At 62.2% G+C, this 22,727-nt stretch carries 21 protein-coding genes; 10 read left to right on the forward strand and 11 right to left on the reverse strand.

Features of this window, described 5'->3' with window-relative positions; translation table 11 throughout:
• The first annotated feature begins 160 nt into the window (after positions 1-160).
• The gene (locus tag AB4Y34_RS29195; RefSeq protein WP_176385814.1) at positions 161-1,330 is read left to right on the forward strand and encodes a zinc-dependent alcohol dehydrogenase; all 1,170 of its coding nucleotides are present in this window, start codon (positions 161-163) and stop codon (positions 1,328-1,330) included.
• A gap of 100 nt (positions 1,331-1,430) precedes the next feature.
• Here AB4Y34_RS29195 and AB4Y34_RS29200 read toward each other — a convergent pair whose 3' ends face one another.
• From AB4Y34_RS29200 to AB4Y34_RS29230, 7 genes are all read right to left on the reverse strand, one after another.
• Complete coding sequence (locus tag AB4Y34_RS29200) at positions 1,431-1,832, reverse strand: hypothetical protein (protein ID WP_176385820.1); 402 nt, start codon at positions 1,830-1,832, stop codon at positions 1,431-1,433.
• Between the two features lie 84 nt (positions 1,833-1,916).
• Positions 1,917-2,228 carry a hypothetical protein gene (locus AB4Y34_RS29205; RefSeq protein ID WP_368717962.1) on the reverse strand — a complete coding sequence of 104 codons (312 nt, stop codon included), beginning with the start codon at positions 2,226-2,228 and terminating at the stop codon, positions 1,917-1,919.
• A complete protein-coding gene (locus tag AB4Y34_RS29210; protein WP_176385824.1) occupies positions 2,228-2,590 on the reverse strand; it encodes a hypothetical protein in 363 nt (120 codons plus the stop codon). The genes AB4Y34_RS29205 and AB4Y34_RS29210 overlap by 1 nt, the downstream gene beginning before the upstream one ends.
• Positions 2,590-3,810: an NRAMP family divalent metal transporter gene (locus AB4Y34_RS29215; RefSeq protein WP_176385832.1), complete on the reverse strand. Its 1,221-nt coding sequence runs from the start codon at positions 3,808-3,810 to the stop codon at positions 2,590-2,592. Before AB4Y34_RS29215 ends, AB4Y34_RS29210 begins: the two co-directional genes overlap by 1 nt.
• A gap of 399 nt (positions 3,811-4,209) precedes the next feature.
• A complete protein-coding gene (locus AB4Y34_RS29220) occupies positions 4,210-5,052 on the reverse strand; it encodes an alpha/beta hydrolase (protein ID WP_368717963.1) in 843 nt (280 codons plus the stop codon).
• A complete protein-coding gene (locus AB4Y34_RS29225) occupies positions 5,049-6,464 on the reverse strand; it encodes a hypothetical protein (RefSeq protein ID WP_368717964.1) in 1,416 nt (471 codons plus the stop codon). Before AB4Y34_RS29225 ends, AB4Y34_RS29220 begins: the two co-directional genes overlap by 4 nt.
• A complete protein-coding gene (locus tag AB4Y34_RS29230) occupies positions 6,461-7,387 on the reverse strand; it encodes an alpha/beta fold hydrolase (protein ID WP_368717965.1) in 927 nt (308 codons plus the stop codon). Before AB4Y34_RS29230 ends, AB4Y34_RS29225 begins: the two co-directional genes overlap by 4 nt.
• A gap of 562 nt (positions 7,388-7,949) precedes the next feature.
• On the opposite strand from AB4Y34_RS29230, the gene AB4Y34_RS29235 reads away from it, so the two are divergent.
• From AB4Y34_RS29235 to AB4Y34_RS29250, 4 genes are all read left to right on the forward strand, one after another.
• Positions 7,950-8,393 (forward strand): Hsp20/alpha crystallin family protein, encoded by a 444-nt coding sequence (locus AB4Y34_RS29235; RefSeq protein WP_368717966.1) that lies wholly within the window; start codon positions 7,950-7,952, stop codon positions 8,391-8,393.
• 27 nt (positions 8,394-8,420) lie between these two features.
• On the forward strand, positions 8,421-8,828 hold the full coding sequence (locus tag AB4Y34_RS29240; RefSeq protein ID WP_176386124.1) for an Hsp20/alpha crystallin family protein: 408 nt from the start codon (positions 8,421-8,423) through the stop codon (positions 8,826-8,828).
• Between the two features lie 139 nt (positions 8,829-8,967).
• A complete protein-coding gene (locus tag AB4Y34_RS29245; RefSeq protein ID WP_176122214.1) occupies positions 8,968-9,528 on the forward strand; it encodes an Hsp20/alpha crystallin family protein in 561 nt (186 codons plus the stop codon).
• An 837-nt stretch (positions 9,529-10,365) separates the two neighbouring features.
• Complete coding sequence (locus AB4Y34_RS29250; protein ID WP_368717967.1) at positions 10,366-10,701, forward strand: hypothetical protein; 336 nt, start codon at positions 10,366-10,368, stop codon at positions 10,699-10,701.
• Between the two features lie 117 nt (positions 10,702-10,818).
• On the opposite strand, the gene AB4Y34_RS29255 is transcribed toward AB4Y34_RS29250, so the two are convergent.
• From AB4Y34_RS29255 to AB4Y34_RS29270, 4 genes are all read right to left on the reverse strand, one after another.
• Positions 10,819-11,316: a ferritin-like domain-containing protein gene (locus AB4Y34_RS29255; RefSeq protein WP_176383142.1), complete on the reverse strand. Its 498-nt coding sequence runs from the start codon at positions 11,314-11,316 to the stop codon at positions 10,819-10,821.
• Between the two features lie 309 nt (positions 11,317-11,625).
• Entirely contained in the window at positions 11,626-11,856 is a 231-nt protein-coding gene (locus tag AB4Y34_RS29260) for a hypothetical protein (RefSeq protein ID WP_176383144.1), read from the reverse strand.
• A gap of 565 nt (positions 11,857-12,421) precedes the next feature.
• Positions 12,422-13,039: a TetR/AcrR family transcriptional regulator gene (locus tag AB4Y34_RS29265; protein ID WP_368717968.1), complete on the reverse strand. Its 618-nt coding sequence runs from the start codon at positions 13,037-13,039 to the stop codon at positions 12,422-12,424.
• A 183-nt stretch (positions 13,040-13,222) separates the two neighbouring features.
• Positions 13,223-14,686, reverse strand: a complete 1,464-nt coding sequence (locus AB4Y34_RS29270) for an efflux transporter outer membrane subunit (RefSeq protein WP_368717969.1) — start codon at positions 14,684-14,686, stop codon at positions 13,223-13,225.
• 95 nt (positions 14,687-14,781) lie between these two features.
• Between AB4Y34_RS29270 and AB4Y34_RS29275 the strand changes: the two genes are divergently transcribed.
• From AB4Y34_RS29275 to AB4Y34_RS29295, 5 genes are all read left to right on the forward strand, one after another.
• Entirely contained in the window at positions 14,782-15,399 is a 618-nt protein-coding gene (locus tag AB4Y34_RS29275; protein WP_368717970.1) for a TetR/AcrR family transcriptional regulator, read from the forward strand.
• 81 nt (positions 15,400-15,480) lie between these two features.
• On the forward strand, positions 15,481-16,596 hold the full coding sequence (locus AB4Y34_RS29280) for an efflux RND transporter periplasmic adaptor subunit (RefSeq protein WP_368717971.1): 1,116 nt from the start codon (positions 15,481-15,483) through the stop codon (positions 16,594-16,596).
• Complete coding sequence (locus AB4Y34_RS29285; protein ID WP_368717972.1) at positions 16,593-19,733, forward strand: efflux RND transporter permease subunit; 3,141 nt, start codon at positions 16,593-16,595, stop codon at positions 19,731-19,733. Before AB4Y34_RS29280 ends, AB4Y34_RS29285 begins: the two co-directional genes overlap by 4 nt.
• Before the next feature lie 73 nt (positions 19,734-19,806).
• Positions 19,807-20,613, forward strand: coding sequence for an oxidoreductase (locus AB4Y34_RS29290; RefSeq protein WP_176383155.1), 807 nt, complete (start codon positions 19,807-19,809; stop codon positions 20,611-20,613).
• A 365-nt stretch (positions 20,614-20,978) separates the two neighbouring features.
• Positions 20,979-22,649, forward strand: coding sequence for a methyl-accepting chemotaxis protein (locus AB4Y34_RS29295; protein WP_368717973.1), 1,671 nt, complete (start codon positions 20,979-20,981; stop codon positions 22,647-22,649).
• Positions 22,650-22,727 lie beyond the last annotated feature (78 nt).

Below are 22,727 nucleotides of genomic sequence, written 5' to 3' on the forward strand. Positions count from 1 at the left end.
AGGTTCGGACAGCCGGGTTGACGACGGCACGTCCGTTGCTCCTACACGGTGGCGCTTGCGATGGCGTCGGCGCGATCGACACGCCGCGTCGTCGCACGCGCATCCGCGAATCCCGACCCTGTTGGCCCGCGCGACGGGCCCATCGACTACGAGGCACGACATGAGAGCCCTTTGCTGGCACGGCAAGAAAGACGTCCGCTTCGACAACGTCCCGGACCCGGTCATCGAGCATCCGCGCGATGCGATCGTCAAGGTGTCCAGTTGCGCGATCTGCGGCTCGGACCTGCATCTGTTCGATGGCTTTATGCCGTCGATGAAGTCGGGCGACATCCTCGGCCATGAGTTCATGGGGGAGGTCGTCGAAGTCGGCTCCGGCAACGCGAGGCTGAAAGTGGGCGAGCGCGTAGTCGTGCCGTTTACGATCGCCTGCGGCGAGTGCGATCAGTGCCGGCGTGGCTTCTTTTCGGTGTGTGAGCGTTCGAATCGCAACAAGGAGATGGCCGACAAGGTGTTCGGCCATACCACCGCTGGCCTGTTCGGTTACTCGCATCTGACGGGCGGCTATCCGGGCGGGCAGGCCGAATACGTGCGCGTGCCGTTCGCGGACGTCACGCCGGTCAAGATTCCCGACGGCCTGACCGACGAGCAGGTGCTGTTTCTTGGCGATATTTTGCCGACCGGCTGGCAGGCCGCGGTGCAATGCGAAATACAGCCGACCGACACTGTCGCGATCTGGGGCGCGGGCCCGGTCGGCCAGTTCGCGATCCGCAGTGCGATCATGCTCGGCGCAAAGCAGGTGATCGTGATCGACCGCGTTCCCGAGCGCCTCGACATGGCGCGCGCCGTCGGCGCGATCACGATCAACTTCGAGGACGAGAGCGTGCTCGACCGGTTGAAGGAACTAACGCACGGCAAGGGTCCGGAAAAATGCATCGACGCGGTCGGTATGGAATCGCATGCGACGCGCTCGTTCGATGCGCTTTACGACCGCGCAAAGCAGGCGGTGATGCTGGAAACGGACCGTCCGCATGTGCTGCGCGAAATGATCTACGTGTGCCGGCCGGCGGGCGTGCTGTCGATTCCGGGCGTGTACGGCGGCCTGATCGACAAGATCCCGTTCGGCGCCGCAATGAACAAGGGCTTGACGTTTCGCATGGGGCAGACGCACGTGAATCGCTGGACCGACGATCTGCTGAAGCGGATCCAGGATGGGCATATCGATCCGTCGTTCGTGATCACCCATACGGTTCCACTCGAACAAGGGCCCGACATGTACCGCGTGTTTCGGGAGAAGGAAGACGGCTGCATCAAGGTGGTGATGAAACCGTAGAACTTCCAGGCACTTTTTCCATTTCCTATCGGTGGCGACAACAAAGGCGCACAGCCGACCCTTCATGTGTTTGAGCAGAAGGGCGGCTGGCCTTCGGACGTCAGTGCGAGTTGCAAAGTCGCCAGCGGGATCCCGGCGGCCTTAGGGCGAACGCCCCGCAGTCTTTCAGCCTTGCGCAGATCTGTACCAGCAGTGCTGGCGGCGGATCGGCGGCGACCAGCAATGCGTGGCCGGCACGCCTGTCCTCACTTATGCTCGCTACGAAACAGTCGGCTTGCGGCTCGATGAACCGGTTGACGGCGATCGACCCCCATTCCCCGTGAGCCGCATATTCTGCATGATCCATTTCGTGCGTCGGGAGCACCCATTTCGCGGCGCCAGGCGAAGCCGCGAGTGAGAAAACGAACACGTCCAGCTCACATAAATCGGACTCAGCGAGAGCTTGGCGTGCGTCAGAAGCGTCGCGATAAGAGCGGAAGATTGCGCTCAGATACTCGGCCATTTGGCGCCCCGTCCTTTTTTCTATCGCTTAAGCGGGAAGCACGCTCTGTGCCGCGTTCCGGCCTCCGGTCGATATCTTCAGCGGCTACGCCAGTCCCTGAATCTCAGCCACATCGCACAGCAGGCGCGGGTGCCTGGGATCGGACACGTCGATCTGGTTCCACGCAATCCGATGATGCCGCCAGCGCCCCTTGCGCTGCGCCACGTCACGCAACAGCCTTGGCAGCCAGCGTACGGCGAGCCGCTCGACCAAGGCACTCGGACCGATGTGAAATTCGCTGATCATCCAGGCGTCGTGGTCTTGAACGAGCTTGATTGCCTCGATGCGGCCTGGTGATGAGCCGTCTCGCGTCAGCACTTGCCGACCGACGATCAGATCGATGTTGATCTGCGCCATCATCGCGATCCCGGAATGCGCTCGACGACGTGCTCGCGTAGCCAGCGCTGCCAGTTGCCAAGCGGGGTATCGCGCGCATCCAGGTCCACCTCGATGTCGACCCCCAAGCGACGGACCCGACTCCAGGGAATCCAGTACGGTTCGACGTAACGCGCGCCGCCGATTTTGCCAGCGAGTCGCGCGACCCGACGCCCGGCTTGCTCGCCAATGCGTCGCGCCATCGCGACTGAACCCGTCTCGAGCGCAACCAATTCTGGCGGCCGTCCCGGCCGCAATTCGGCGACGATACCGTCGACCCGCCCCATCTTCGCACCATAGCGATCGACAAGCTGTTTATCGAGCACGTCTCGAACAAGATCCATTACGCACCTCCGAGTATCTGTAGTGGCACTGTGACGATCGCCAGCACGAAGCTGAGCGCGACGATCGCGATGACAACAAGATTGGAAAATACGCCGTTGCAGTGACGCCCGAGATAGCTCTCATCGTTCATCAACGCCAGGAACGGAATCACGGTGAGCGGCAAGCTCAGCGCAGTCAGAGCCATGGAGAATACGGTTAGCTTGAGCGGGTCGATGCCGGCCGCGATCGGTATCGCACTGACCGCAAGCGCACACGTGTAGACGAGGCTGAATGCCGGGTCCTCGCGCGGCTTGCGGTTTTCGCCCCAGTTCCAGCCGAAGCCCTGGGCAAAGAAGTACGCCTGCTCGAGCGCGATCTCCAGCGTCGCACCGAAGCACGCGAAGGACAGCGACGCGATGAACAGAATGAATCCCCAGAAGCCGAAGACCGCGACGAGCATCAGTGGCAACTGGTGATAGCTGTCGACGCGCGTGATGCCGTACGCGCGAAACACGCATCCGGCAGTGATCAACACGGCTAGCGATATGACGCCGCCAAACGCCATGCCGAGGGCGGCGATCGCGCGGTTCGCGCCAAGATAGCTCCGGTCCCAACTGTCCTCGATCGCCCCGGACGAATAGAACAGGAACAGTGATGGCGTTATCGACGCGCCGAGAATGCTCACGACAGTGAACCAGTAGTTCGCCGGATCGTTACGCGGCAAGCCAGGCATCGCGCCCAACGCTACCTGATGCCAATCGGGCCTGAGCACGACTGCTGCCGCGACAAAGCTCAAGGTGACGAGGCCGAGCAGCGACATACCTTTTTCGATCAGCCCGAACGTGCTACGCCACAGGACAAACCATGCCAGCACGGCAACCGGCAAGGCCCACCACTCGTGTCTTACCCCGCTGGCCAGTTCGAGCGATACACTGACGCCTCCGATCTCCGCCGACAGCACCAGGGCGTTGACGATGAGCGTCGTGACGAAGGGGAAAAGGAAGAATTTGATGCCAAACCGGTCACGAATTCCGTCGGCGATCGTATGGCTGCTCACCGCGGCGAATCGTCCCGACATCTCGGTCAGAAAGACGATGCATACCGTGCCGACGACGATCGGCCAAGCCAGCTGGAAACGGAACGCGGCGCCTCCTTGCGCCGCCGTCGACAGCGACCCCATCTCCAGAAAGCCCCCAACGCTCGTCACAATGCCGAGAGAAATCTCGAGCAGCTTTTTCATCCGTCCCGCTCCCGCTGAGCACAGCGATGCCAAAGCATCGTTCGTTCCCGCGTGACCGGCCAGTTCGCAGACAACGCATGAGCGGTCCTTCCCGGAATACCGGGAAGGACAGGACCACCGAGAGGCGCACTCTCGCGGCAGGACCGCTGCCGCAAGGCGGCCGCTTCGTAGGCGGATCAGGAAGCATTGCCCAGACGGAACGAATCTGAACATCACGCAAACAGGCTCGCGGGGCATCATCGAATGAGAGTGTTCTGGAATAGCGAGTCGTCCGGGGCGACTGCGGGGTGGGCTCGGGAACGCCGGTGGCGAGTTCGAGCGGACTCACTAATGCGCAGCTATTCGAGCCGGCGAGCGCGCAGGGCCGCCCAGGAGCGCACGAGGTCCTGTCCTGTGCTGCTAGCGGCGTGTCCCCGAAGCCTTTTCGATATCCTCGAGAAGTCTCAGTACGGTCTCGCCGCCGCCGCGTTCCCAGCAATTGGTGTGATCTGCACCCTCCAGCATCAATAGTCGCCGCGGCGCGGCAGTGTGCGCATATAGGTGGGCGAAATGCTGCGGTGGGATCACGTTGTCATTTGTTCCGCCATAGATCACGACGGGCACCCGCACCCGCGCGATCTTCGCGAGATTGTCATACTGATCGCGAACCAGCAGGCCCACTGGCATGAACCAGAAGACCCGTGCCGCGACATCTGCGATCCGTGTAAAAGGCGCTTCGAGGATCAGGCCTTCGATCCGCCCTGGAGCCTGTGCTTCGGCCGCGAGTTGCACCGCCACGCCGGAGCCGAGCGAATAGCCGTGTAGAACGATGCGCGCATTCGTACGCTCGACGAAGCGAAGTGCTGCGCGCCCATCCTCGTAAAGGCCCGCTTCGTGAGGTATGCCGGAATTGCCTCCGTAGCCGCGATACTCGGCGAGGTAGACTCCGTAGCCACAGTCGAGCAGTGCGCGCGCGATATGCCCGCGTTGCGAGAGGTCTTCGCCGTTGCCGTGAAAAAGCACCACGGTCAAGCGTCGTGACGATGCCGGCGCTTTGTACCAGCCATGCAGATCGAGCCCGTCCGCTGTGGTGGCGGTGACTACCGACATGTCGGCGAGCCCCGCTTCGTTCGGCTCACGCCGCCGCCATTCCCCCGGATAAATCAGGCGTCCCTGCATCCAGAAAAGTGTGGCGGCCGCCGCGCCGTATGTCGCGGCGCAGGCCCCGCAAAACCAGGCCAGCAGCGCGGTGGCGCCGATCATGAGACCTGCTCGGCGCGTGGCAGCGTCGCGGCGACGCCATACCGGCTCCCGTGACGCAGCAGGGCGGCGTCGAATGCTTGCACGCTCAGCGGCGCCGGTAGGGGCATGCGTGGCCTTTCGCTGCCGCGTCGAGCGAGTGCTTCGTCGAAGCGCACAAAGGTGGCAAAGTCGCGAGGAAAGCGTTTCGCATCGACGCCGCACAGACGCGCGTCGGGCGAGGCCGACGCGATGATCGTTTGCCATTCGCGCGCGGGCACCACGCCGACGCCTTCGGTTCCGTGCGAAAACAGCATCAGGTCAATGTGTTCGAAACGGCCTTCCCGTTGAAGCAGCCGCGTGAGGTTTCGCGCCGATGGCTCGGTGCAGAACACCAGCCAGAACGGCAACGCGCCAAGATGCATCGTCGTGTATGGATCGAGCAGTACGAAGCTATCGACGACGAGGTGCCGCGGCTCGATACCTTCATCACAGTACCATTCGCGCAGCGTGTCGAACGCGAAAAAGCTCAGCGATTCGGGTTCCTCGAAGCGAAACTCGACTAGGCGCCAGTCGGCCTGCTGCGCGAGGGCACGCAGAGAGTCGAGCAGGCTCATGTCGAAGCCCCATTCGGCTTCAGGCGCGGGCGCATCTGGCGAGGGCGGATCCCAGCGGGTGCGGGCGCTGCCATAACGGGCCAGGTATTCCCGCACACGCGGGCCGCCACCGAAATATTCCTCGCGTGTCGCGCCACCCGCCGCGCCAAACTGAAAGAAGGCGCGCTCGCCGATACGCGTGACGGGCCACTGCAAAGTGCATATGTCTACATACAGCGTCGCGCCGGCGGGCAGACTGCGTAGCAGGAACTCGCGAAACCCGAGTGCCAGCGCGCGCTGCTTGATGCGGTAGTAGCGCATCGTACGCAACATGAGCCGGTCCTGATTTGGATCGTGCATGTGGTGAACGGCGATTCGTCCGTCTGCCGCGAGCAGCGCCTCGCGCGCATGTCTGCCGTCGCGCAGGCCTGCTGCGGCATCATCGGGATCGCTGCCGGGCGCACGGACGGGGCAGAGAAAGGTCTGCGGCAGCCAGGGCACGCCCATGGCGGCGGCCAGATGCACGAGCGCGCCGTTGGACGAGCCAACGAAGGCGGCCGGGTACTGGCGGCGCGGATAACGATCGGCAAGCCACGTCGCTATGGTCTCGATGTCAAGGCGCCGCGCCGCGCGCTCACCTATCGCCTCGGTTGCGCCGCCGATGGAGTACGCCCATTCGCGAGCGAACCGAGGCAGGAGATTGATCAGCGGCATGCTGCGGTCGAGCAGTGGTGACCCGCTCGGGCTGCTAAAAGGCTTGCCGTGCAGGCAGGCGCCCAGTGCACCGACCATCGCGGCGGCCGAATCGAATCGCGCAATTCCTCGCGGTGCGCTGCTCATGGCTGCTCCATTCGCCCGGAAGGTTCGCCGGGTAACGCGTCGACGAACTGACGGATCGTCAGCGCAAGACTGTGTGGATACACATAATTCAGAGTGTGTGTGCCGCCGTCGATGATGACCAGTTGCGCGCAGCGCAGCCGCGCCGTCACCTCGATGGCCCACTCGCGCGGCGACACAGGGTCCCGGGAGCCGCACACTACGAGGACGGGAGCGCGAACGAGCGGGAGCCGGTTCTCGATGCGATCGCGAATCATGATGCGCATCGTGGCCAGCGCGCGCAGCAGTCCGGCCTTGGCGTAATCGATGCGCCCTGGCGCGGCCGGCGAATGAGGCCGCTCGCGGCGGCCGTTGACCAGGGCGCGCCGGATTTGGACCGGCAGATGCCGGGCCCGGCGATCCGCGGTGGGCCCTTGCAGCACCAATGCCTTGACGTCGCCGGGATGACGCGCGGCGAGTTCGGTCAGGATCTGGCAGCCGAACGAATTGCCCACAAGAACGGCCGGTCGGAGCCCGGTGGCAACCAGCCACAGGTGCAAAGCATCGGCGAGACCGGGCAGATCGAGCCAGCGGCCGCACAATGCGCTTTCACCGAAGCCAGGTAGATCGGGAGCAAACACTGGAAACCACCTGGCTAGAGCTAGTGCAAGCGGTTCCATGTAGCGGCTGGAGACGACGAGACCGTGGACGAGTATCACTGGCGGGCGAGCGGCAAATCCATTCGTGGCGGTGGCGTCGGTCGGGCTTGCGGTCCGCGCGAACATCCTGTAAGGACCCGCCTGCACCCAGCGCCCTCGAATTCCAGAGAGCCGGCTTGCCTCAGTCAGCTCCGGCGTTTGACGCAGGCGCCCCCAGTAGCGGAGCAGCGCCACGGCGGCGGCACTCCCGGCGATGGCGCTGGCAACCAGCGCGATCTTGCGATGCATACGCGTGTCGCCCGTTTCCGTGCGGCCGACATCGCAGTGATCGTCGTGAGAACGGGTCCCAGCGTACGCGGCCCGTGCGCTGCTTGTGTTGGCCCGACTTTGACTCATCCGTCATCCTTGGAGCGGTGGTGGCAGATTGAGCGCGGTTGCAGTGGTCCTCTCCTGCGCACTGTTGCGACCGGGCACTGCCACCATGCCCGCGCGCAATGCGCGGCATCGTGAGTGTGCAACCGGCGTGCCACGAATGCCGCTCGTTAGCGATTAGGAGCTTGTCAGGGCCGGTGCATGTCGCTTCGCGATTTTGCTAAGCCGTCCGTAAATGTCGGTTAGGGACGCGGAATCAGAATCTGCGACCGGCTGGGCGAGCGTCGAGGCTAAGGGCATGGAACTTGCGCTACCCACCTTGAAATTTTCTCCGTGCATACTATTCTAAATTCCGCTCAGGCAGCCGCGCCCGCCATGCGGCGCGCTGCGTGTTTCGATTTGTTTGCCGCAGCCCGGCAGACGGACTGGAGCGCGTAGGCCGGTTCGTTTCCGTGCTGCATCCAAGGAGGAAACGATCATGAGTGACCTTTACTTCGGGACCGACCTGTTCAGTGAGTTCGACCGTCTGCAACGGCAGATGGCGAGCCTCTTCGGCGGCTTCCCTTCCAGTATCCGTTCAGGCCGCGCTGGCGCCTTCCCGCAGATCAACATCGGTTCGACCGACGACTCGATCGAGATCGTCGCGTTCGCGCCGGGGGTCGATCCGGCCAGGCTCGACGTATCGCTAGACAAGGGGTTGCTGACCATCAGCGGCGAGCGCGCGAGCTCGCAACCGGAAACCCGCGGCGACGATGTGCGCACCTATGCGCAGGAGCGATTCGCTGGCACGTTCCGGCGCGTGGTCGAGCTCCCGCAAAACGCGGACCCTGGCAAGGTCAGCGCGCGGTACACCAATGGATGCCTGATGGTGAGCATCGGCAAAAGCGAGGCGTCAAAGCCGCGGGCGATCACCGTTCAGTGAGCGGCTGGCAGAACTACGGAGGACATCATGAACGACACGACTGAACTCGCCAGAAAGGACCAAACGGCGGTGGCCCAGCGCGACGGTGATGCGTCGCAACGCCGGATCACGTTGACACCGCCGGTAGACATCTTCGAGGACAGCCACGGCATCACGCTGTGGGCGGATCTTCCGGGCGTGACCAGGGAGCGGCTGGACGTCAAGGTCCACGATGGCAACCTGTACATCGAAGCAGAAGCGGTGGTGCCGACACCGGCGGAACTGCGCCTGCAGCATGCGGAGATCCGGCAGCCTCACTTCGCGCGGGCGTTCTCGATGAGCGCCGACTTCGATGCGTCGAAAATCGAAGCCAATCTGAAGGACGGCGTATTGAAGCTGACGATACCGCGCCGCGACGAAGCGCGACCGCGCCGCATCGAGGTGAGTACCGACTGAAGTCGGCCGGGGGAGGGGGACAGCAGTAGCAAGAAGCTGGATGCTGTCCTCCGGCCACCGCCTTTCGGCTGTCGAGTCGAAGCAGTCGCGGTGCGGAGACCGGAATCCCGTTTCGACGCTGATAGGAAAGGAGCACATGATGAACACTGATCCGAAAAAATGGAACCCCTTCAAGTTCCTTCGCGGAGCCGCCCGCAAATCCGATGCGGACGACACGGACGGTCGGCGCGCGGATGAGTGGCGGGCCGCATGGCCTGACATTCCACGACTATCTCTTCGTGAACCGTGGCGTGCCGTGGAGGAATTTTTTCGTGACCCATTTGCAGGCGGTGGTGCGTTTGAACGATGGTTTGGCGACTTCAGTTCGTCGCGCTTCCAGCCGCGCATCGACGTCGTGGACGAAGGGCCGGTGCTTCGCGTAACTGCGGAACTGCCCGGGATGGGACGCGAGGACTTGAACGTGAGCGTCGAGGAAGGGGCAATCGTGCTGCGCGGCGAGAAGAAGCAGGACGTGCGCAGCGAGGAGGACGGATGCTATCGGTTGGAGCGAGCCTATGGAAGCTTTGTGCGCAGAATTCCGATGCCGGACAATGCCGATCCAGACCATGCATTGGCAAAGTTTGACAACGGCATTCTTACATTGACCGTGCCGAAAACGGAACCGGCGCGCTCCACTAGTCGGACCATCGATATTGGGTAGCACCCAGGCCAGAATTGCCTGGCAGCGGGGACTTTCTGGCTGGCCGGGCCGTTAGCTCAATTGGTGGAGCAGTGGCGGTGTGTGCGCAATCGGGAGCAACCTGGCTTCACGAAAGCCTTGGCATTCGCGCACGTCGAATCCGTGAGTATCTTGACGCATGCGGGGTACTCGCAAAGCGGCTGTTGCGCTTATCAGCTTCCGCTTGTCGGGTCGATGTCGAGTCGTCGCACCAGCACGTTTTCCGCAAGCCGTGTGTTGACGAGTTCTCTGCATAGCCATGTCACGTCTGACGCGCACGTGGCGAAAATACACAGTTCAACGGTCTGGTCGTTGAACTGCCTGACGTTGCCCGCAAGTTGCGCATCGCTGTCGTGCAACGCCCGGCATAGAAGCAGAAGGCCTGACCTGTCCGCGAGGCGAATCGTCATGTGGATCAGCATCTTTCACCTGTTCGCTTGCCACGGGGAACGGGCATCCTTTCTCCCGGCGGCATCGGCCGGTCGATCTTTCCGATGATCACGCAGTGAGCAATCCGCGACATGACTCGTTGAATGCCGACAAATGTATGGCGATCGCGCATCCGGCATGCCACGGCACGACACAACGGCATGCCCGATTCGGATTCCTTGGCTTTAATGCGTCGGCGCTCAGCCGGAGGCGTGAAGCGAGGGCTTATCGAGAACCTCCAGTCCGGTCCCGGGAATAACCCCTGCTCATTCCAGGTGATGCTGCCGCGAGACTGACGTTCGGCAGTGGCGGGCTGTCGCAAGTGACGAAGCGACTGCGGCGTTGCGCCCGACAGCTGGCGACATCGATCCAATGGAATGGAGGCGAACCATGAAGTTCACGACAAAAGCGATGCTGGCTTCTGCGCTGGTGACGGCACTGTCGGGCGGCGCCTATGCGCAAGGTGGTGGCGGGGGCGGAGCGGGCGGGACCGGCGGCGGAGGCGGAGCTGGGAACGGCGTGGCCGCTGGCGGCGGCAATGCTGGGGGCGCCGGAGGGATGGCGACGGGTGCGACAGGAACCGGTGGCGGTATGGGAACCGGAACTGGCGCTGCGCCTGACAACCCGTCGAGGGACCGGTCGAGCGGGATGAACAATAGCACCCGTCCCAACACCGGCCACGGCACGAACGACAATACGGATGGCAAGCAGCAAAACGGCCAGTGATGAATCGAAGCATCGGACCCACGGACCAATGTGACAGGCACAAATCGAAGGTAAATCACGTGATGGCGAGCGCAGGCAGACCATTCGACCGGTACGCCTGCGCTGTGTCCTCATGGTTTACTGTTGCGTAGCCTTCTTGTTACCGGCTCTTTCCGCAAACTCGGTAAGCTTGAGGTCCGTGGCCTTTTCTTCGTCCAGCGTCTCTGTCAGCAGTTTCACGGCTTCGGTGAAACCCAGTTGCTTGCCAATGGCGCACAGACTACCGTAGGTGGCGATCTCGTAGTGTTCGACCTTCTGCGCGGCGGCCACGAGGCCCGCATCCAGGACCGGACCTTTTTCGATCTCGTCGATCAGTTCCTGTCCTTCTTCTATCAATCCCTCCATCGCGATGCACTTCATTCTCTTCAGGCGGATGTCGCAAGTTTCCACCACCTTGTCGATCCGTTCGACCTGTCCCTGCGTTTCTTCAAGATGAGTCTTGAATGCGTCGCTCAGCGCCGGGTCGGAAGCGGCGCGGGAGAGTTTCGCCAGTGCTCGCGTCAGTTGCTTCTCCGCGCTATAGATATCGGAAAGCATGTGCACGAACAGATCATCGACCGTCTTTCGCTGTGACATTTGTGAGCTCCTAAAAGGTTGTTTAGAGCCCTCACTGGCGCAACGAATATGCCCGAGACGGACCCACACGCATTCAAACCGGCGGCCGCCAGTGGGGATCGTCAATGGTCCTCACCGCAGCGACGTTCACTGGGCTCGCGATATGTCTTCGCACAGGTGGAGAGTGCCGCATTCCCTGGCCATCGCGGATATCGAAGCATCTTTGGGAAAACGTCGAGGCGGCAAAAAACGGCGCAACCGTGCTGGCAAAAGCATCGGCTGCGTGTCAAGAGGACGAGACTTGCTTGATGTGAGGGGAATTGCCAACGCTTAGAAGTTGACGTCGAGCCATGCCTTCGCCCAGGCCACACCGCGCTCATTTGCGGAAGCCTGGGTATCGAAATAGCCGATGTCGGTGAAGCGAAAGACTTGGCGATTGTCTACGTAGTCCTGAGGGCGGCGCTCAACCTCCACGCGAGCGTGGTAGTGAAAGCCTCTCTTCTCCGGTGAGGAACGAATCACCCACTCCCGATGCGTCACCTGCCATGATACGTCGGTCATTCTAAGTTGTATGGACGCCTTCCCGTTTGCCAGGTGCGACCAATCTCCGTAGTAAGTGGGTCTTCTACGCGGCGTGAAGCGCGTAACCGGGTTGATACGTTCGACCATGAGCCATTAGCGCCCAGACGGTGCACTGAATCCTCTCTGGCCTCTACGCTTCGATACATGTTTCGCAAGCAGTCCACGTGCCTCAGAGGTTGGCCTATGCCTGTCCGAAAGACGCGGTTAACGGCCCACACGCGTGCGCGGATTCGCTGCCAGCCATCGAAAATGGGGACGTTTGCGCGGGAGGCCTTTGCTGATTACGGGGCGCAAAGATGTTTGCGCTTTCCACCTTGCGCCGCGACGCGTTATATCGGCGTGTCTCCGCGATGAACGGGTAAGGACCACGAGACACGTCGAAATGGGTCCGACGAGCGCATCGACGATGCGATTGGCACCCAACGTGCGGAAGAGATTACTGAAATCCAACTCGATCTCGTACGCGTCGACCGCTGCTTTGTGTCGTCGTCGGGTACGGATTGATCAACCAGCTAGAACGGACCTTGCGCCAATCAAGGTTCACTCAGAACGATGAACTTGTGAACATTCTCGCAAGGATGTTGCTCACAACCGCTTCGGCTGAAGTCTTCGACAGCTCGTTGGGCATGGTAATGGTGAAATAGAGGACGTCGTCCATCAATGCGATCGTGGCAAGTGCCTGGGCGGCACAGGCTCCTGGCACTTGCATGTTGACGTGCTTGCAGAACTGCTCGATGAAGGAGGCGATCATCTCGCGCTTTTCTAGCCAAAGGACGTTCATCTGTTGTCGGAACTTAGCGTCACGCATGGCATGCAGGCGTGCCTCGGCCCACATGACGTAGTTGTTGTCGTCGCGATAACGCTGCGCGTATAACAAGGTGAGCCGCTTTCGCAGGTCCTGGCTGGACGAACCGGCCTCTAACAGCTTCCGCAAGTTTTCCTGGATGTTCTGGTGATCGAGACGGAGCAGTTCGACGAACAGGTCGCTTTTGCTGTCGAAGTTCGAGTAGAACGCACCACGGGTATAGCCGGCCCGGGCGGCGATATCCTCTACGCTCGTGGCGGCCAACCCCTTGCTGGCAATGCACAAGGCCGCTGCACCGAGCAGGCGCCTGCGGGTCTCTTTGCGGGATTCTTCCCGGGTCAATCGTTTGCGTGACATGCGATAAGGCGGTGTAGACGAAACGCTGCGCTTCCATTTCCTGATGGCAAGTGACTGCAGGGACCTTTCGACAGGTAGCCGCTCCGCTGCGCGGGAGAAGCGGAGTCCTCATCAACGGCCATCGAAGAACAAAGATTGCCAAATTCCCGACGCCGCTTTGCGTGCTTTCGGCGCGTGCGCTAGCTACCTGGTGGCAACCGTCGCTTCGGATTCGCTGGGTTGCCAACCACCCCCGAGCGCCTTGAAAGCAGCGACTGCTGCGCGGGCTGACTCCGTTTGTGCCTGCACTCGCGCATCGGAAGTGCGTAGCAGGCTGTCGTCGGCTTGCAGGACTTCAATCAGACTGACCACGCCTTTTTGATAGGCTGCAAACGAGGCAGCTCTTGCGCGGCCGAGCGAGTCCACGCCCTGCGTGAGCGCAGCAGCCTGTTCCTCGCGCTTGACCAGTGCCGAAAAAGCGTTCTCCACGTCCTCAGTCGCATGTAATGCGGCAAGCCGATAGGCAGCCAGCATCTCGGCCTCCTGACCCTTGGCCTGGCCGATCTGCGCATTGATCCGGCCGAAGTCGAACAAACGCCAGCGCAGACCCAGCACGCCGGCGGCCTGGCTGGCGCCGCTCGAGAACAGATTGCCGCTGGCCACGGATGTCGCGCTGCCGATCAGCCCACTGAGGGAGACCTTGGGGTAGTACTCGGCGATGGCCACTCCAATACGCGCATTCGATGCGGCGAGGTGTCGCTCGGCCACGATCAGGTCTGGCCGCCGCCTGAGCAACTCGCGCGGCGATCCGGTGGCTCCGATCTGCGGGGGGACGGGGATGTCGCCAGCTTCGAGCAGCTCGGCCCGATGTACGCCGGGCTGGGCGCCGAGCATCACATCCAGTGCGTTCATGGCCGCGTCGAGGCCCGTCTCGAGGACCGGGACGGAGGCCCGGACCTGGGCAAGCGCCCCCTCGGCCTGTCTTACCTGAAGCTCGGCTGCCAACCCCTTGCCATACAGAAGGTTGATGGTGGAGAGCAGATCCTGCTGCGTCTGCACCTGTCGCCGCGCGACGTTCAGACGGGCTTGCAATCCGCGGATGCTGATATAGATGTCGGCGGTCTGTGCAGCCACGGCCAGGCGTGTGGCCGCGGCGCCGGCTTCCGAAGCCTCGTACTCGGCGAGCGCCGCTTCCCGTCCACGACGCAGGCCTCCGAACACATCCAGTTCCCAGCTCGCGCTGAGATTGGCTTCGTACTCGTTGCCGTAGCGGTCGAAACCGGGCGTCGAGTTCAAAACTCGCCCGAGGGGCGTTTCAACGGACTGGTAGACCCTGGCTGCCTGGCCGCTGACATTGCCGGAAGGCAGCAGCGCGGCATTCGCCGCCCCCAGTGCTGAACGTGCCTGGGCGACACGAGCAGAAGCTTGCGCGAGGTCAAGGTTCTGCTCCAGCGCAAGCGCGACGAATTGCGTCAGTTGCGGATCGCCAAACGCCGTCCACCAGGTCACGAGGTCCGCAGTGGCCGTTGCATGCCGATGATCGACCGCTGTCTGGCCCATGAACCGCTCCGGCATCGGTACATCGGGCCGAACGTAATCGGGACCTACCGCGCAGCCTGCCGAAAGGCTGGCGACGACAAGCATGGCAAGGGTGCGTTTGGGCAGCATGAGCTTCATCCGGGCGACGAGGACGAGTAAAGGTGACTATAATACAATTTAGTCACTTGTTGTCGATTTTTGGGGGCGGCGGTAAGCTAGGAACCATGAAAAATGCAGCCACCTATCCCATTTCGGCCCGCGGCCCAGCCGACCATGACGTGCGCGACCAGATCGTTGCCGCGGCCACCGAGCACTTCAGCCGGTATGGCTACGAGAAAACGACCGTCTCTGATCTCGCCAAGTCCATCGGCTTTTCAAAGGCGTATATCTACAAGTTCTTCGAGTCCAAGCAGGCTATTGGCGAGATGATCTGCGCGAACTGCCTGCGCGAGATCGAAAGCGAGGTCAAAGCTGCCGTCGAAGAGGTCGCCCGGCCGCCAGAGAAACTGCGGCGGATGTTCAAGGCGATCGTCGAGGCGAGCCTTCGCCTGTTCTCCCAGGACCGCAAGCTTTACGAGATTGCCGCGTCGGCCGCCACCGAGCAATGGCAGGCGACGCGCGCCTATGAAGAGCGCATCCAGAAGCTGCTTCAGGACATCCTCCAGGAGGGGCGGCAAAGCGGGGACTTCGAGCGCAAGACGCCGCTGGATGAGACCGCGATGGCGATCTACCTGGTTTTACGCCCGTACCTCAACCCGTTGATCCTGCAGCACAGCTTCGATTACACCGAGGAGGCGCCGGCGAAATTGTCCAGTCTGGTGCTCCGCAGCCTCTCACCTTAACGCGCACCATTTGTGACTATTGACTATATTGGTCACTAGAACCATAATCGGATCCATCATCCTTTCGTCGATGGGTCTTTCATGCTTGCGCGCCGCCTCGCTACCTCAGCCGTCGTCTTCGCGTTGCCGTTTGCGCTGGCCGCTTGCGGCGCAAAAGCACCGCCCGATCCGCGCACGGAGGCGCCGCTGGTGCGTTCCGCCATCGTTCGGGACGCACCGCCCGCCTCGCGCTCATTTACCGGAACCGTAGCCGCCCGGGTGCAGAGCGACCTGGGGTTTCGGGTCTCCGGCAAGGTGCTCGAGCGGCTGGTCAATGCCGGGCAGAGCGTCAGGCGCGGCCAGCCGCTCATGCGCATCGACCCCGTCGATCTGAAGCTGGCCGCGCAGGCGCAGCAGCAGGCCGTCGCTGCCGCGCGGGCACGGGCGCAGCAGACGGCAGAGGATGAAGCGCGCTACCGCGATCTGCGCGGCACGGGCGCCATTTCCGCCTCGGCCTACGACCAGGTCAAGGCCGCGGCCGATGCGGCCAAAGCCCAGCTCAGCGCAGCCGAAGCCCAAGCCGACGTCGCGCTTAATGCGAGTCGCTATACGGAGCTGATGGCCGACGCCGATGGTGTCGTCATGGAAACGCTGGCCGAGCCCGGGCAGGTCGTCAACGCCGGGCAGACCGTGGTGCGCCTGGCTCACGCAGGACGTCGCGAGGCCGTCATCCAGTTGCCGGAAACCCTGCGCCCTGAGGTCGGTTCCGTCGCGCAGGCAACGCTCTTCGGCAAGCAAGACGTCACGGTTCCCGCCGAATTGCGGCAACTATCCGATGCTGCGGACCCGCTCACCCGCACCTTCGAGGCTCGGTACGTGCTCGGCGGCACGCTGTCCGATGCACCGCTAGGAGCAACGGTCACTATCCAGATTCCGGATGCGCATCGTTCCGTGCAAAGCGCGCTGAAGGTGCCGCTTGGCGCCCTTTTCGATGCGGGCAAGGGACCGGGAGTATGGGTCGTCGACGGCGAGCCGCCAAAGGTCTCCTGGCGGCCGGTCACGGTCGAGCACGTGGATGACGACGACGTCCGCATCAACGGCCCGATCAAGCAAGGCGACCGGATCGTCGCGCTCGGCGCGCATCTGCTACGCGAAGGCGAACCGGTCCGTGTGGCGGGCCAGGCTCCCGTGACCGCAACCGAGGGAGTCCGTCCGTGAGCGAAGGTCGTTTCAACCTTTCCGCGCTCGCTGTGCGCGAGCGCTCCATCACCCTGTTCCTGATCTGCCTGATCTCGCTGGCCGGACTCGTTTCATTCTTCAAGCTCGGCCGTGCCGAAGATCCCGCCTTCACGGTCAAGGTGATGACCATCATCACTGCCTGGCCGGGGGCCACCGCGCAGGAAATGCAGGACCAGGTCGCCGAAAAGCTCGAAAAGCGCATGCAGGAGCTGCGCTGGTACGACCGTACGGAGACCTACACAAGGCCGGGCCTCGCCTTCACGACCTTGACCCTGCTCGACAGCACACCGCCTTCGGAAGTGCAGGAACAGTTCTACCAGGCCCGCAAGAAAATCAGCGACGAGGCAGGCAACCTGCCGCCTGGTGCGATCGGGCCGATGGTCAACGACGAATACGCAGACGTCACCTTCGCGCTGTTTGCGCTCAAGGCCAAAGGCGAACCGCAGCGCCTGCTGGTACGCGACGCCGAGACGCTGCGGCAGCGGCTGCTGCACGTGCCGGGGGTGAAGAAGGTCAACATCATTGGCGAGCAGGCGGAGCGGATCTATGTCGAGTTTTCGCATGACCGTCTGGCAACGCTGGGCGTCAGTCCGCAGGACGTGTTCGCCGCGCTGAACGGCCAGAATGCGCTGACGCCCGCCGGCTCGGTGGAGACCAGGGGCCCGGAGGTGTTCATCCGCCTCGACGGCGCGTTCGACGCGTTGCAGAAGATCCGCGATACGCCCGTCGTGGCGCAGGGACGCACGCTGAAGCTATCGGACATTGCCACCGTCACGCGTGGCTATGAAGATCCGGCGACCTTCCTGATCCGCAATAACGGCGAACCTGCCCTGCTGCTGGGCGTCGTGATGCGCGACGGCTGGAACGGCCTCGACCTGGGTCGCGCGCTGGACCGCGAGGTGGGCGCGATCAACGGCAGGCTGCCGCTCGGCATGAGCCTGACCAAGGTCACCGACCAGGCCGTCAACATCAGTTCGGCGGTCGATGAGTTCATGGTGAAGTTTTTCGCGGCCCTGCTGGTGGTCATGCTGGTGAGCTTCGTGAGCATGGGCTGGCGCGTGGGCCTCGTGGTTGCCGCGGCCGTGCCGCTGACCCTGGCGGTGGTCTTCCTGGTGATGCTCGCAACTGGCAAGAACTTCGACCGCATCACGCTGGGATCGCTAATCCTGGCGCTCGGCCTGCTGGTGGACGACGCCATCATCGCCATCGAAATGATGGTGGTGAAGATGGAAGAGGGCTACAGCCGCGTTGCCGCCTCCGCTTATGCCTGGAGTCATACCGCGGCGCCCATGCTCTCCGGCACGCTGGTCACGGCGGTCGGCTTCATGCCCAATGGCTTCGCCCGATCCACTGCGGGCGAGTACACGAGCAACATGTTCTGGATCGTTGGGATCGCGCTGATCGCATCGTGGGTGGTCGCCGTGGTGTTCACACCTTACCTCGGCGTCAAGATGCTGCCCGACTTCAAGAAAGTCGAAGGTGGCCACGACGCGCTTTATGACACGCCGCGATACAACGGTTTCCGTCAACTGCTGAAGCGCGTCATTGCGCGCAAGTGGCTCGTCGCCGGTTCGGTCGTGGGCCTCTTCGTGCTGGCCGTCCTTGGCATGGCGGTAGTCAAGAAACAGTTCTTCCCGATCTCCGACCGCCCTGAAGTGCTGATCGAGGTGCAGATGCCGTATGGCACGTCGATCGCCCAGACCAGCGCCGCCACAGCGAAGGTCGAAGGCTGGCTGGCCAGACAGAAGGAAGCGAGAATCGTCACCGCCTATGTCGGTCAGGGCGCACCGCGGTTCTACTTCTCGATGGGACCGGAGCTGCCCGATCCGTCATTTGCCAAGATCGTGGTGCGAACGGATAACCAGGACGAGCGCGAGGCACTCAAACAGCGGCTGCGCCAGGCAATCGCCGATGGGCTTGCGCCTGAGGCGCGCCTGCGCGTCACGCAGCTCGTATTCGGCCCGTACTCGCCGTACCCGGTCGCTTACCGGGTCACGGGTCCCGACCCGGACAAGCTCCGCCGTATCGCGGAGCAGGTTCAGCAGGTGATGGCGGCGAGCCCGATGATGCGCACCGTCAACACCGACTGGGGGACGCGCACGCCCACGCTGCACTTCACCTTGCAGCAGGACCGGCTGCAGGCCGTGGGGCTGACATCGAGCGCGGTCGCGCAACAACTGCAATTCCTGCTCACCGGCGTGCCTGTCACCGTCGTGCGCGAGGACATTCGCACGGTGCAGGTCATCGCGCGCTCGGCCGGCGAGGTCCGGCTCGACCCGGCGCGGATCGGCGACTTCACGCTGGCTGGCGCCAACGGCCAGCGCATCCCGCTGTCGCAGGTGGGCAAGGTCGACGTGCGCATGGAGGAACCGATCATGCGCCGGCGCGACCGGATGCCGACGATCACCGTGCGCGGTGACATCGCCGATGGCTTGCAGCCGCCAGACGTATCGACGGCGATCACGAGGCAGCTTCGGCCCATCATGGACAAGTCGCCGGACGGCTACCGCATCGAGCAGGCCGGCTCGATCGAAGAATCAGGCAAGGCGACGACAGCCATGTTGCCGCTCTTTCCGATCATGCTGGCGGTCACGCTGCTCATCATCATCCTGCAGGTGCGCTCGATCTCCGCGATGGTCATGGTCTTTCTGACCAGCCCGCTGGGACTGATCGGTGTCGTGCCAACCTTGATCCTTTTCCGGCAGCCGTTCGGAATCAATGCGCTGGTCGGCCTCATTGCGCTATCGGGGATAGTGATGCGCAATACGCTGATTCTGATCGGCCAGATTCACCAGAACGAACAGGCCGGGCTGGATCCGTTCAATGCCGTGATCGAGGCAACCGTGCAGCGTGCGCGGCCCGTGATCCTGACCGCGCTGGCGGCGATCCTGGCGTTCATCCCGCTGACCCATTCGGTGTTCTGGGGGACGCTCGCGTATACGCTGATCGGTGGCACTTTTGCAGGAACGATCCTGACGCTGGTGTTCCTGCCGGCCATGTATTCCATCTGGTTCAGGATTCGGCCGGGCGATACGACTAATCTGCGCAGAGGCAGGCATGAGCAGGCGCAGCCTGCGAAAGAAATGCCGCAGGATGTGCTCGCTGCCAGGCAATGAACCTTGGTTGCAAGATCAATCGGAGCGGCTGATCCGCTATTTATTCCATTCACCTGCATCGAAGGGAACTGCCATGTCGAATTCTAAAGTCGTCGTTGTTACTGGTGTGTCGTCGGGGATCGGACGAGCCACCGCGGAGAAGTTTGCCAGCCGGGGTTGCCGGGTATTCGGTACCGTACGCAACGCTACAACCGCGCAATCGATACCCGGTGTTGTGCTGGTCGAGATGGATGTCCGTAACGACGCCTCAGTGGAACATGCAATCCAGAGCGTCATCGCGGAAGCCACCCGCATCGATGTGCTTGTCAATAGCGCGGGCGTGACGCTGCTCGGCGCGACGGAAGAAACGTCGATTGCCGAGGCTCAGTCGCTATTCGATACCAACGTTTTCGGGATTCTGCGCACAACACAAGCGGTACTGCCGCACATGCGCTCGCAACGTTCGGGAAGAATCGTCAATGTGAGCTCAGTGCTGGGCTTCCTTCCGGCTCCGTACATGGGGCTCTATTCGGCATCCAAGCATGCCGTCGAGGGAATGTCTGAAACCTTGGACCATGAGGTGCGCAAGTTAGGAATCCGCGTGGTGCTTGTCGAGCCTTCCTATACCAGGACCAATCTGGATCTCAATGCACCGCATGCGGCTTCCAAAATCGCAGCCTATGACGATGAGCGCGCCATCGTGTCCCGCGCGATTCAAAAAAATGTCAATGAGGCGCCGGCACCTGATGGCGTCGCAACCACGATTGTCGATTCCGCGTTGGGCGCATGGAGAATGAGGCGCACTCCAAAAGGCCAGGCTTCTCTCCTAAGCAAATTGCGTCGCTTCGTGCCTGCTGGACCCCTCGACGCAAACCTGAGAAAGACATTTGGACTCTCGTGAAGTCGCCTACCGATTCATGTCTGGACTGCCAACCGATTTTAAAATTCGCTTTCGCGAATATCACGATTGATTTACAACGCCAGAGAAAATCGGTGAGGTTTCCTATATTCACCGATCCTATTTTGTCTGATAAAAACGCGCTTAAACAATACCTAATTCCCGATAGAACAAATCAATATCGCGCCAACGTTTGCGCATTCGATAGACGGGGCAATCCTGGCTTCAGTTCATTAGGTCTGCCGCCGTAAATGCATATGCGAGGCGCATCAGTTTTCACGGGCGCGGGCGCATACCGGTGCGTGACTCGGGCATCAAGAACGCTCGCCCGCATTTACGTGTCTTTCCGTCGAAAATGGAAGCGAAAAATGATCCTGAATAACTTGTCTGTGAAGACGAAGCTTACGGTGGCTTTCGGAGCATTGGCCGTTGTTGTACTGATCGTTTCAGGACTCGCCTTGAAGGAGCTGAACGACGCGAATGACCGCTTTTCCGGCTACATCAATGGTATTAACGCACGGGCCACAATCGCTGAAGCTGTCCGCACCGCAGTTGATGATCGTGCCGTGGCGGTGCGCAATCTGGTGCTGGTCACCACGCCTGAGGACATCGAGTTGGAAAAGGCCGCCGTCATCGACGCTGAACGCAGAGTCGAGGCTAACCTGGAAAAGTTCAATGCCATGGTAGCGGGCGCTTCCGACATGAGCGACAAGGCACGCAGACTCGCGGCCGAACTTCCCAGGATCGAGGCGCTTTACCGCCCCGTGGCCCTGGAAATCAACAGGCTGGCGGTGAGTAATCAGCGCGACGCGGCGATTGCGGCAATTGATACCAAATGCAGGCCACTGCTTTCGGCTCTGATCAAGGCGTCCAACGAGTACGAGGACTTCACCCGTGAACGCGCACAACAAATGGTCCGCCAATCGAGCGATCAATTCGCGACTCAGCGGAATCTGCTGATTGCAATCTGTCTGGCTGCGCTCGTGCTGGCGGTCGTGGCAGGTGCAGTCATCACCCGCAGCCTGCTACGCGCTTTGGGCGCCGAGCCCGTGGCACTGGTCGAAGTGACGCAGCGCGTGGCCGGCGGCGATCTGAGCCCGGTGCCGGGGGCGAACAGTGCGCCGACCGGAAGCGTGCTCGCCTCGATGGGCAAGATGCAGGTTAGCCTCGTTCACCTGATCGGTCAGGTTCGTACTTCCGCCGACAGTATCGCGACGGGTTCGAGCCAGATCGCGTCGGGCAACGTGGACCTTTCCACGCGTACAGAACAGCAGGCTGCGTCACTGCAGGAAACTGCGGCAAGCATGGAGGAGCTGACGTCAACGGTGAAGCAGAACGCCGAGAACGCACAGCAGGCGAGCTCGCTCTCGGCCAACGCATCCGAAGTGGCGGGACGGGGCAATCAGGTCGTTGGCGAGGTGGTCGATACGATGAGCGAAATCAGGACGAGTTCCACCAGAATCGCGGATATCACCGGGATCATCGAGGGGATCGCCTTCCAGACCAACATCCTCGCATTGAATGCCGCGGTGGAGGCCGCCCGTGCAGGCGAGCAGGGACGTGGGTTCGCGGTGGTCGCGAGCGAAGTGCGCAGCCTCGCTCAGCGCTCGTCCAGTGCCGCGAAGGAGATCAAGGATCTGATCAACGCGTCCGTGCAGAAGATCCAGAATGGGTCGTCGCTTGCCAACGAGGCGGGGAAGACGATGGCGGAGGTGACCCAGGCCGTCGCGCGGGTGACCGACATCATGGGGGAAATCGCAGCCGCGTCGACCGAGCAGAGCCGCGGGATCGAGCAGGTCAATCAGGCAATCACGCAGATGGATGAAGTGACGCAGCAGAATGCCGCTTTGGTGGAGGAAGCGGCGGCGGCGTCGAAATCGCTCGAGGATCAGGGCCGGCAGCTGAACCAGGCCGTTTCGTTCTTCCGTCTGGATTCTCAGGCCGCTGCGCACGCAACGGGAGGAGCTGCTGCCCCGGCAAGCGTCCCGGTAGCACGGCTGCGGACCGCGCCACGAGCACGAATCCAGGCATCGCTGTAATGCGACGATGGTGCGGTTCGATCAGATTATCGAGCTACTTCAAAGAGCGCGCCTCCGTGCCCCTAGGCTGCAGGACAT

It is taken from the genome of Paraburkholderia sp. BR10954, from assembly GCF_040965775.1.
GTDB lineage: Bacteria > Pseudomonadota > Gammaproteobacteria > Burkholderiales > Burkholderiaceae > Paraburkholderia > Paraburkholderia youngii.

Excerpts from the sequence above, each read along its gene's own strand:
- AB4Y34_RS29195 (WP_176385814.1), top strand. The coding sequence starts at position 161 with ATGAGAGCCCTTTGCTGGCACGGCAAGAAAGACGTCCGCTTCGACAAC.
- AB4Y34_RS29200 (WP_176385820.1), bottom strand. The coding sequence starts at position 1,832 with ATGGCCGAGTATCTGAGCGCAATCTTCCGCTCTTATCGCGACGCTTCT.
- AB4Y34_RS29205 (WP_368717962.1), bottom strand. The coding sequence starts at position 2,228 with ATGGCGCAGATCAACATCGATCTGATCGTCGGTCGGCAAGTGCTGACG.
- AB4Y34_RS29210 (WP_176385824.1), bottom strand. The coding sequence starts at position 2,590 with ATGGATCTTGTTCGAGACGTGCTCGATAAACAGCTTGTCGATCGCTAT.
- AB4Y34_RS29215 (WP_176385832.1), bottom strand. The coding sequence starts at position 3,810 with ATGAAAAAGCTGCTCGAGATTTCTCTCGGCATTGTGACGAGCGTTGGG.
- AB4Y34_RS29220 (WP_368717963.1), bottom strand. The coding sequence starts at position 5,052 with ATGATCGGCGCCACCGCGCTGCTGGCCTGGTTTTGCGGGGCCTGCGCC.
- AB4Y34_RS29225 (WP_368717964.1), bottom strand. The coding sequence starts at position 6,464 with ATGAGCAGCGCACCGCGAGGAATTGCGCGATTCGATTCGGCCGCCGCG.
- AB4Y34_RS29230 (WP_368717965.1), bottom strand. The coding sequence starts at position 7,387 with ATGCATCGCAAGATCGCGCTGGTTGCCAGCGCCATCGCCGGGAGTGCC.
- AB4Y34_RS29235 (WP_368717966.1), top strand. The coding sequence starts at position 7,950 with ATGAGTGACCTTTACTTCGGGACCGACCTGTTCAGTGAGTTCGACCGT.
- AB4Y34_RS29240 (WP_176386124.1), top strand. The coding sequence starts at position 8,421 with ATGAACGACACGACTGAACTCGCCAGAAAGGACCAAACGGCGGTGGCC.
- AB4Y34_RS29245 (WP_176122214.1), top strand. The coding sequence starts at position 8,968 with ATGAACACTGATCCGAAAAAATGGAACCCCTTCAAGTTCCTTCGCGGA.
- AB4Y34_RS29250 (WP_368717967.1), top strand. The coding sequence starts at position 10,366 with ATGAAGTTCACGACAAAAGCGATGCTGGCTTCTGCGCTGGTGACGGCA.
- AB4Y34_RS29255 (WP_176383142.1), bottom strand. The coding sequence starts at position 11,316 with ATGTCACAGCGAAAGACGGTCGATGATCTGTTCGTGCACATGCTTTCC.
- AB4Y34_RS29260 (WP_176383144.1), bottom strand. The coding sequence starts at position 11,856 with ATGACCGACGTATCATGGCAGGTGACGCATCGGGAGTGGGTGATTCGT.
- AB4Y34_RS29265 (WP_368717968.1), bottom strand. The coding sequence starts at position 13,039 with ATGTCACGCAAACGATTGACCCGGGAAGAATCCCGCAAAGAGACCCGC.
- AB4Y34_RS29270 (WP_368717969.1), bottom strand. The coding sequence starts at position 14,686 with ATGCTGCCCAAACGCACCCTTGCCATGCTTGTCGTCGCCAGCCTTTCG.
- AB4Y34_RS29275 (WP_368717970.1), top strand. The coding sequence starts at position 14,782 with ATGAAAAATGCAGCCACCTATCCCATTTCGGCCCGCGGCCCAGCCGAC.
- AB4Y34_RS29280 (WP_368717971.1), top strand. The coding sequence starts at position 15,481 with ATGCTTGCGCGCCGCCTCGCTACCTCAGCCGTCGTCTTCGCGTTGCCG.
- AB4Y34_RS29290 (WP_176383155.1), top strand. The coding sequence starts at position 19,807 with ATGTCGAATTCTAAAGTCGTCGTTGTTACTGGTGTGTCGTCGGGGATC.
- AB4Y34_RS29295 (WP_368717973.1), top strand. The coding sequence starts at position 20,979 with ATGATCCTGAATAACTTGTCTGTGAAGACGAAGCTTACGGTGGCTTTC.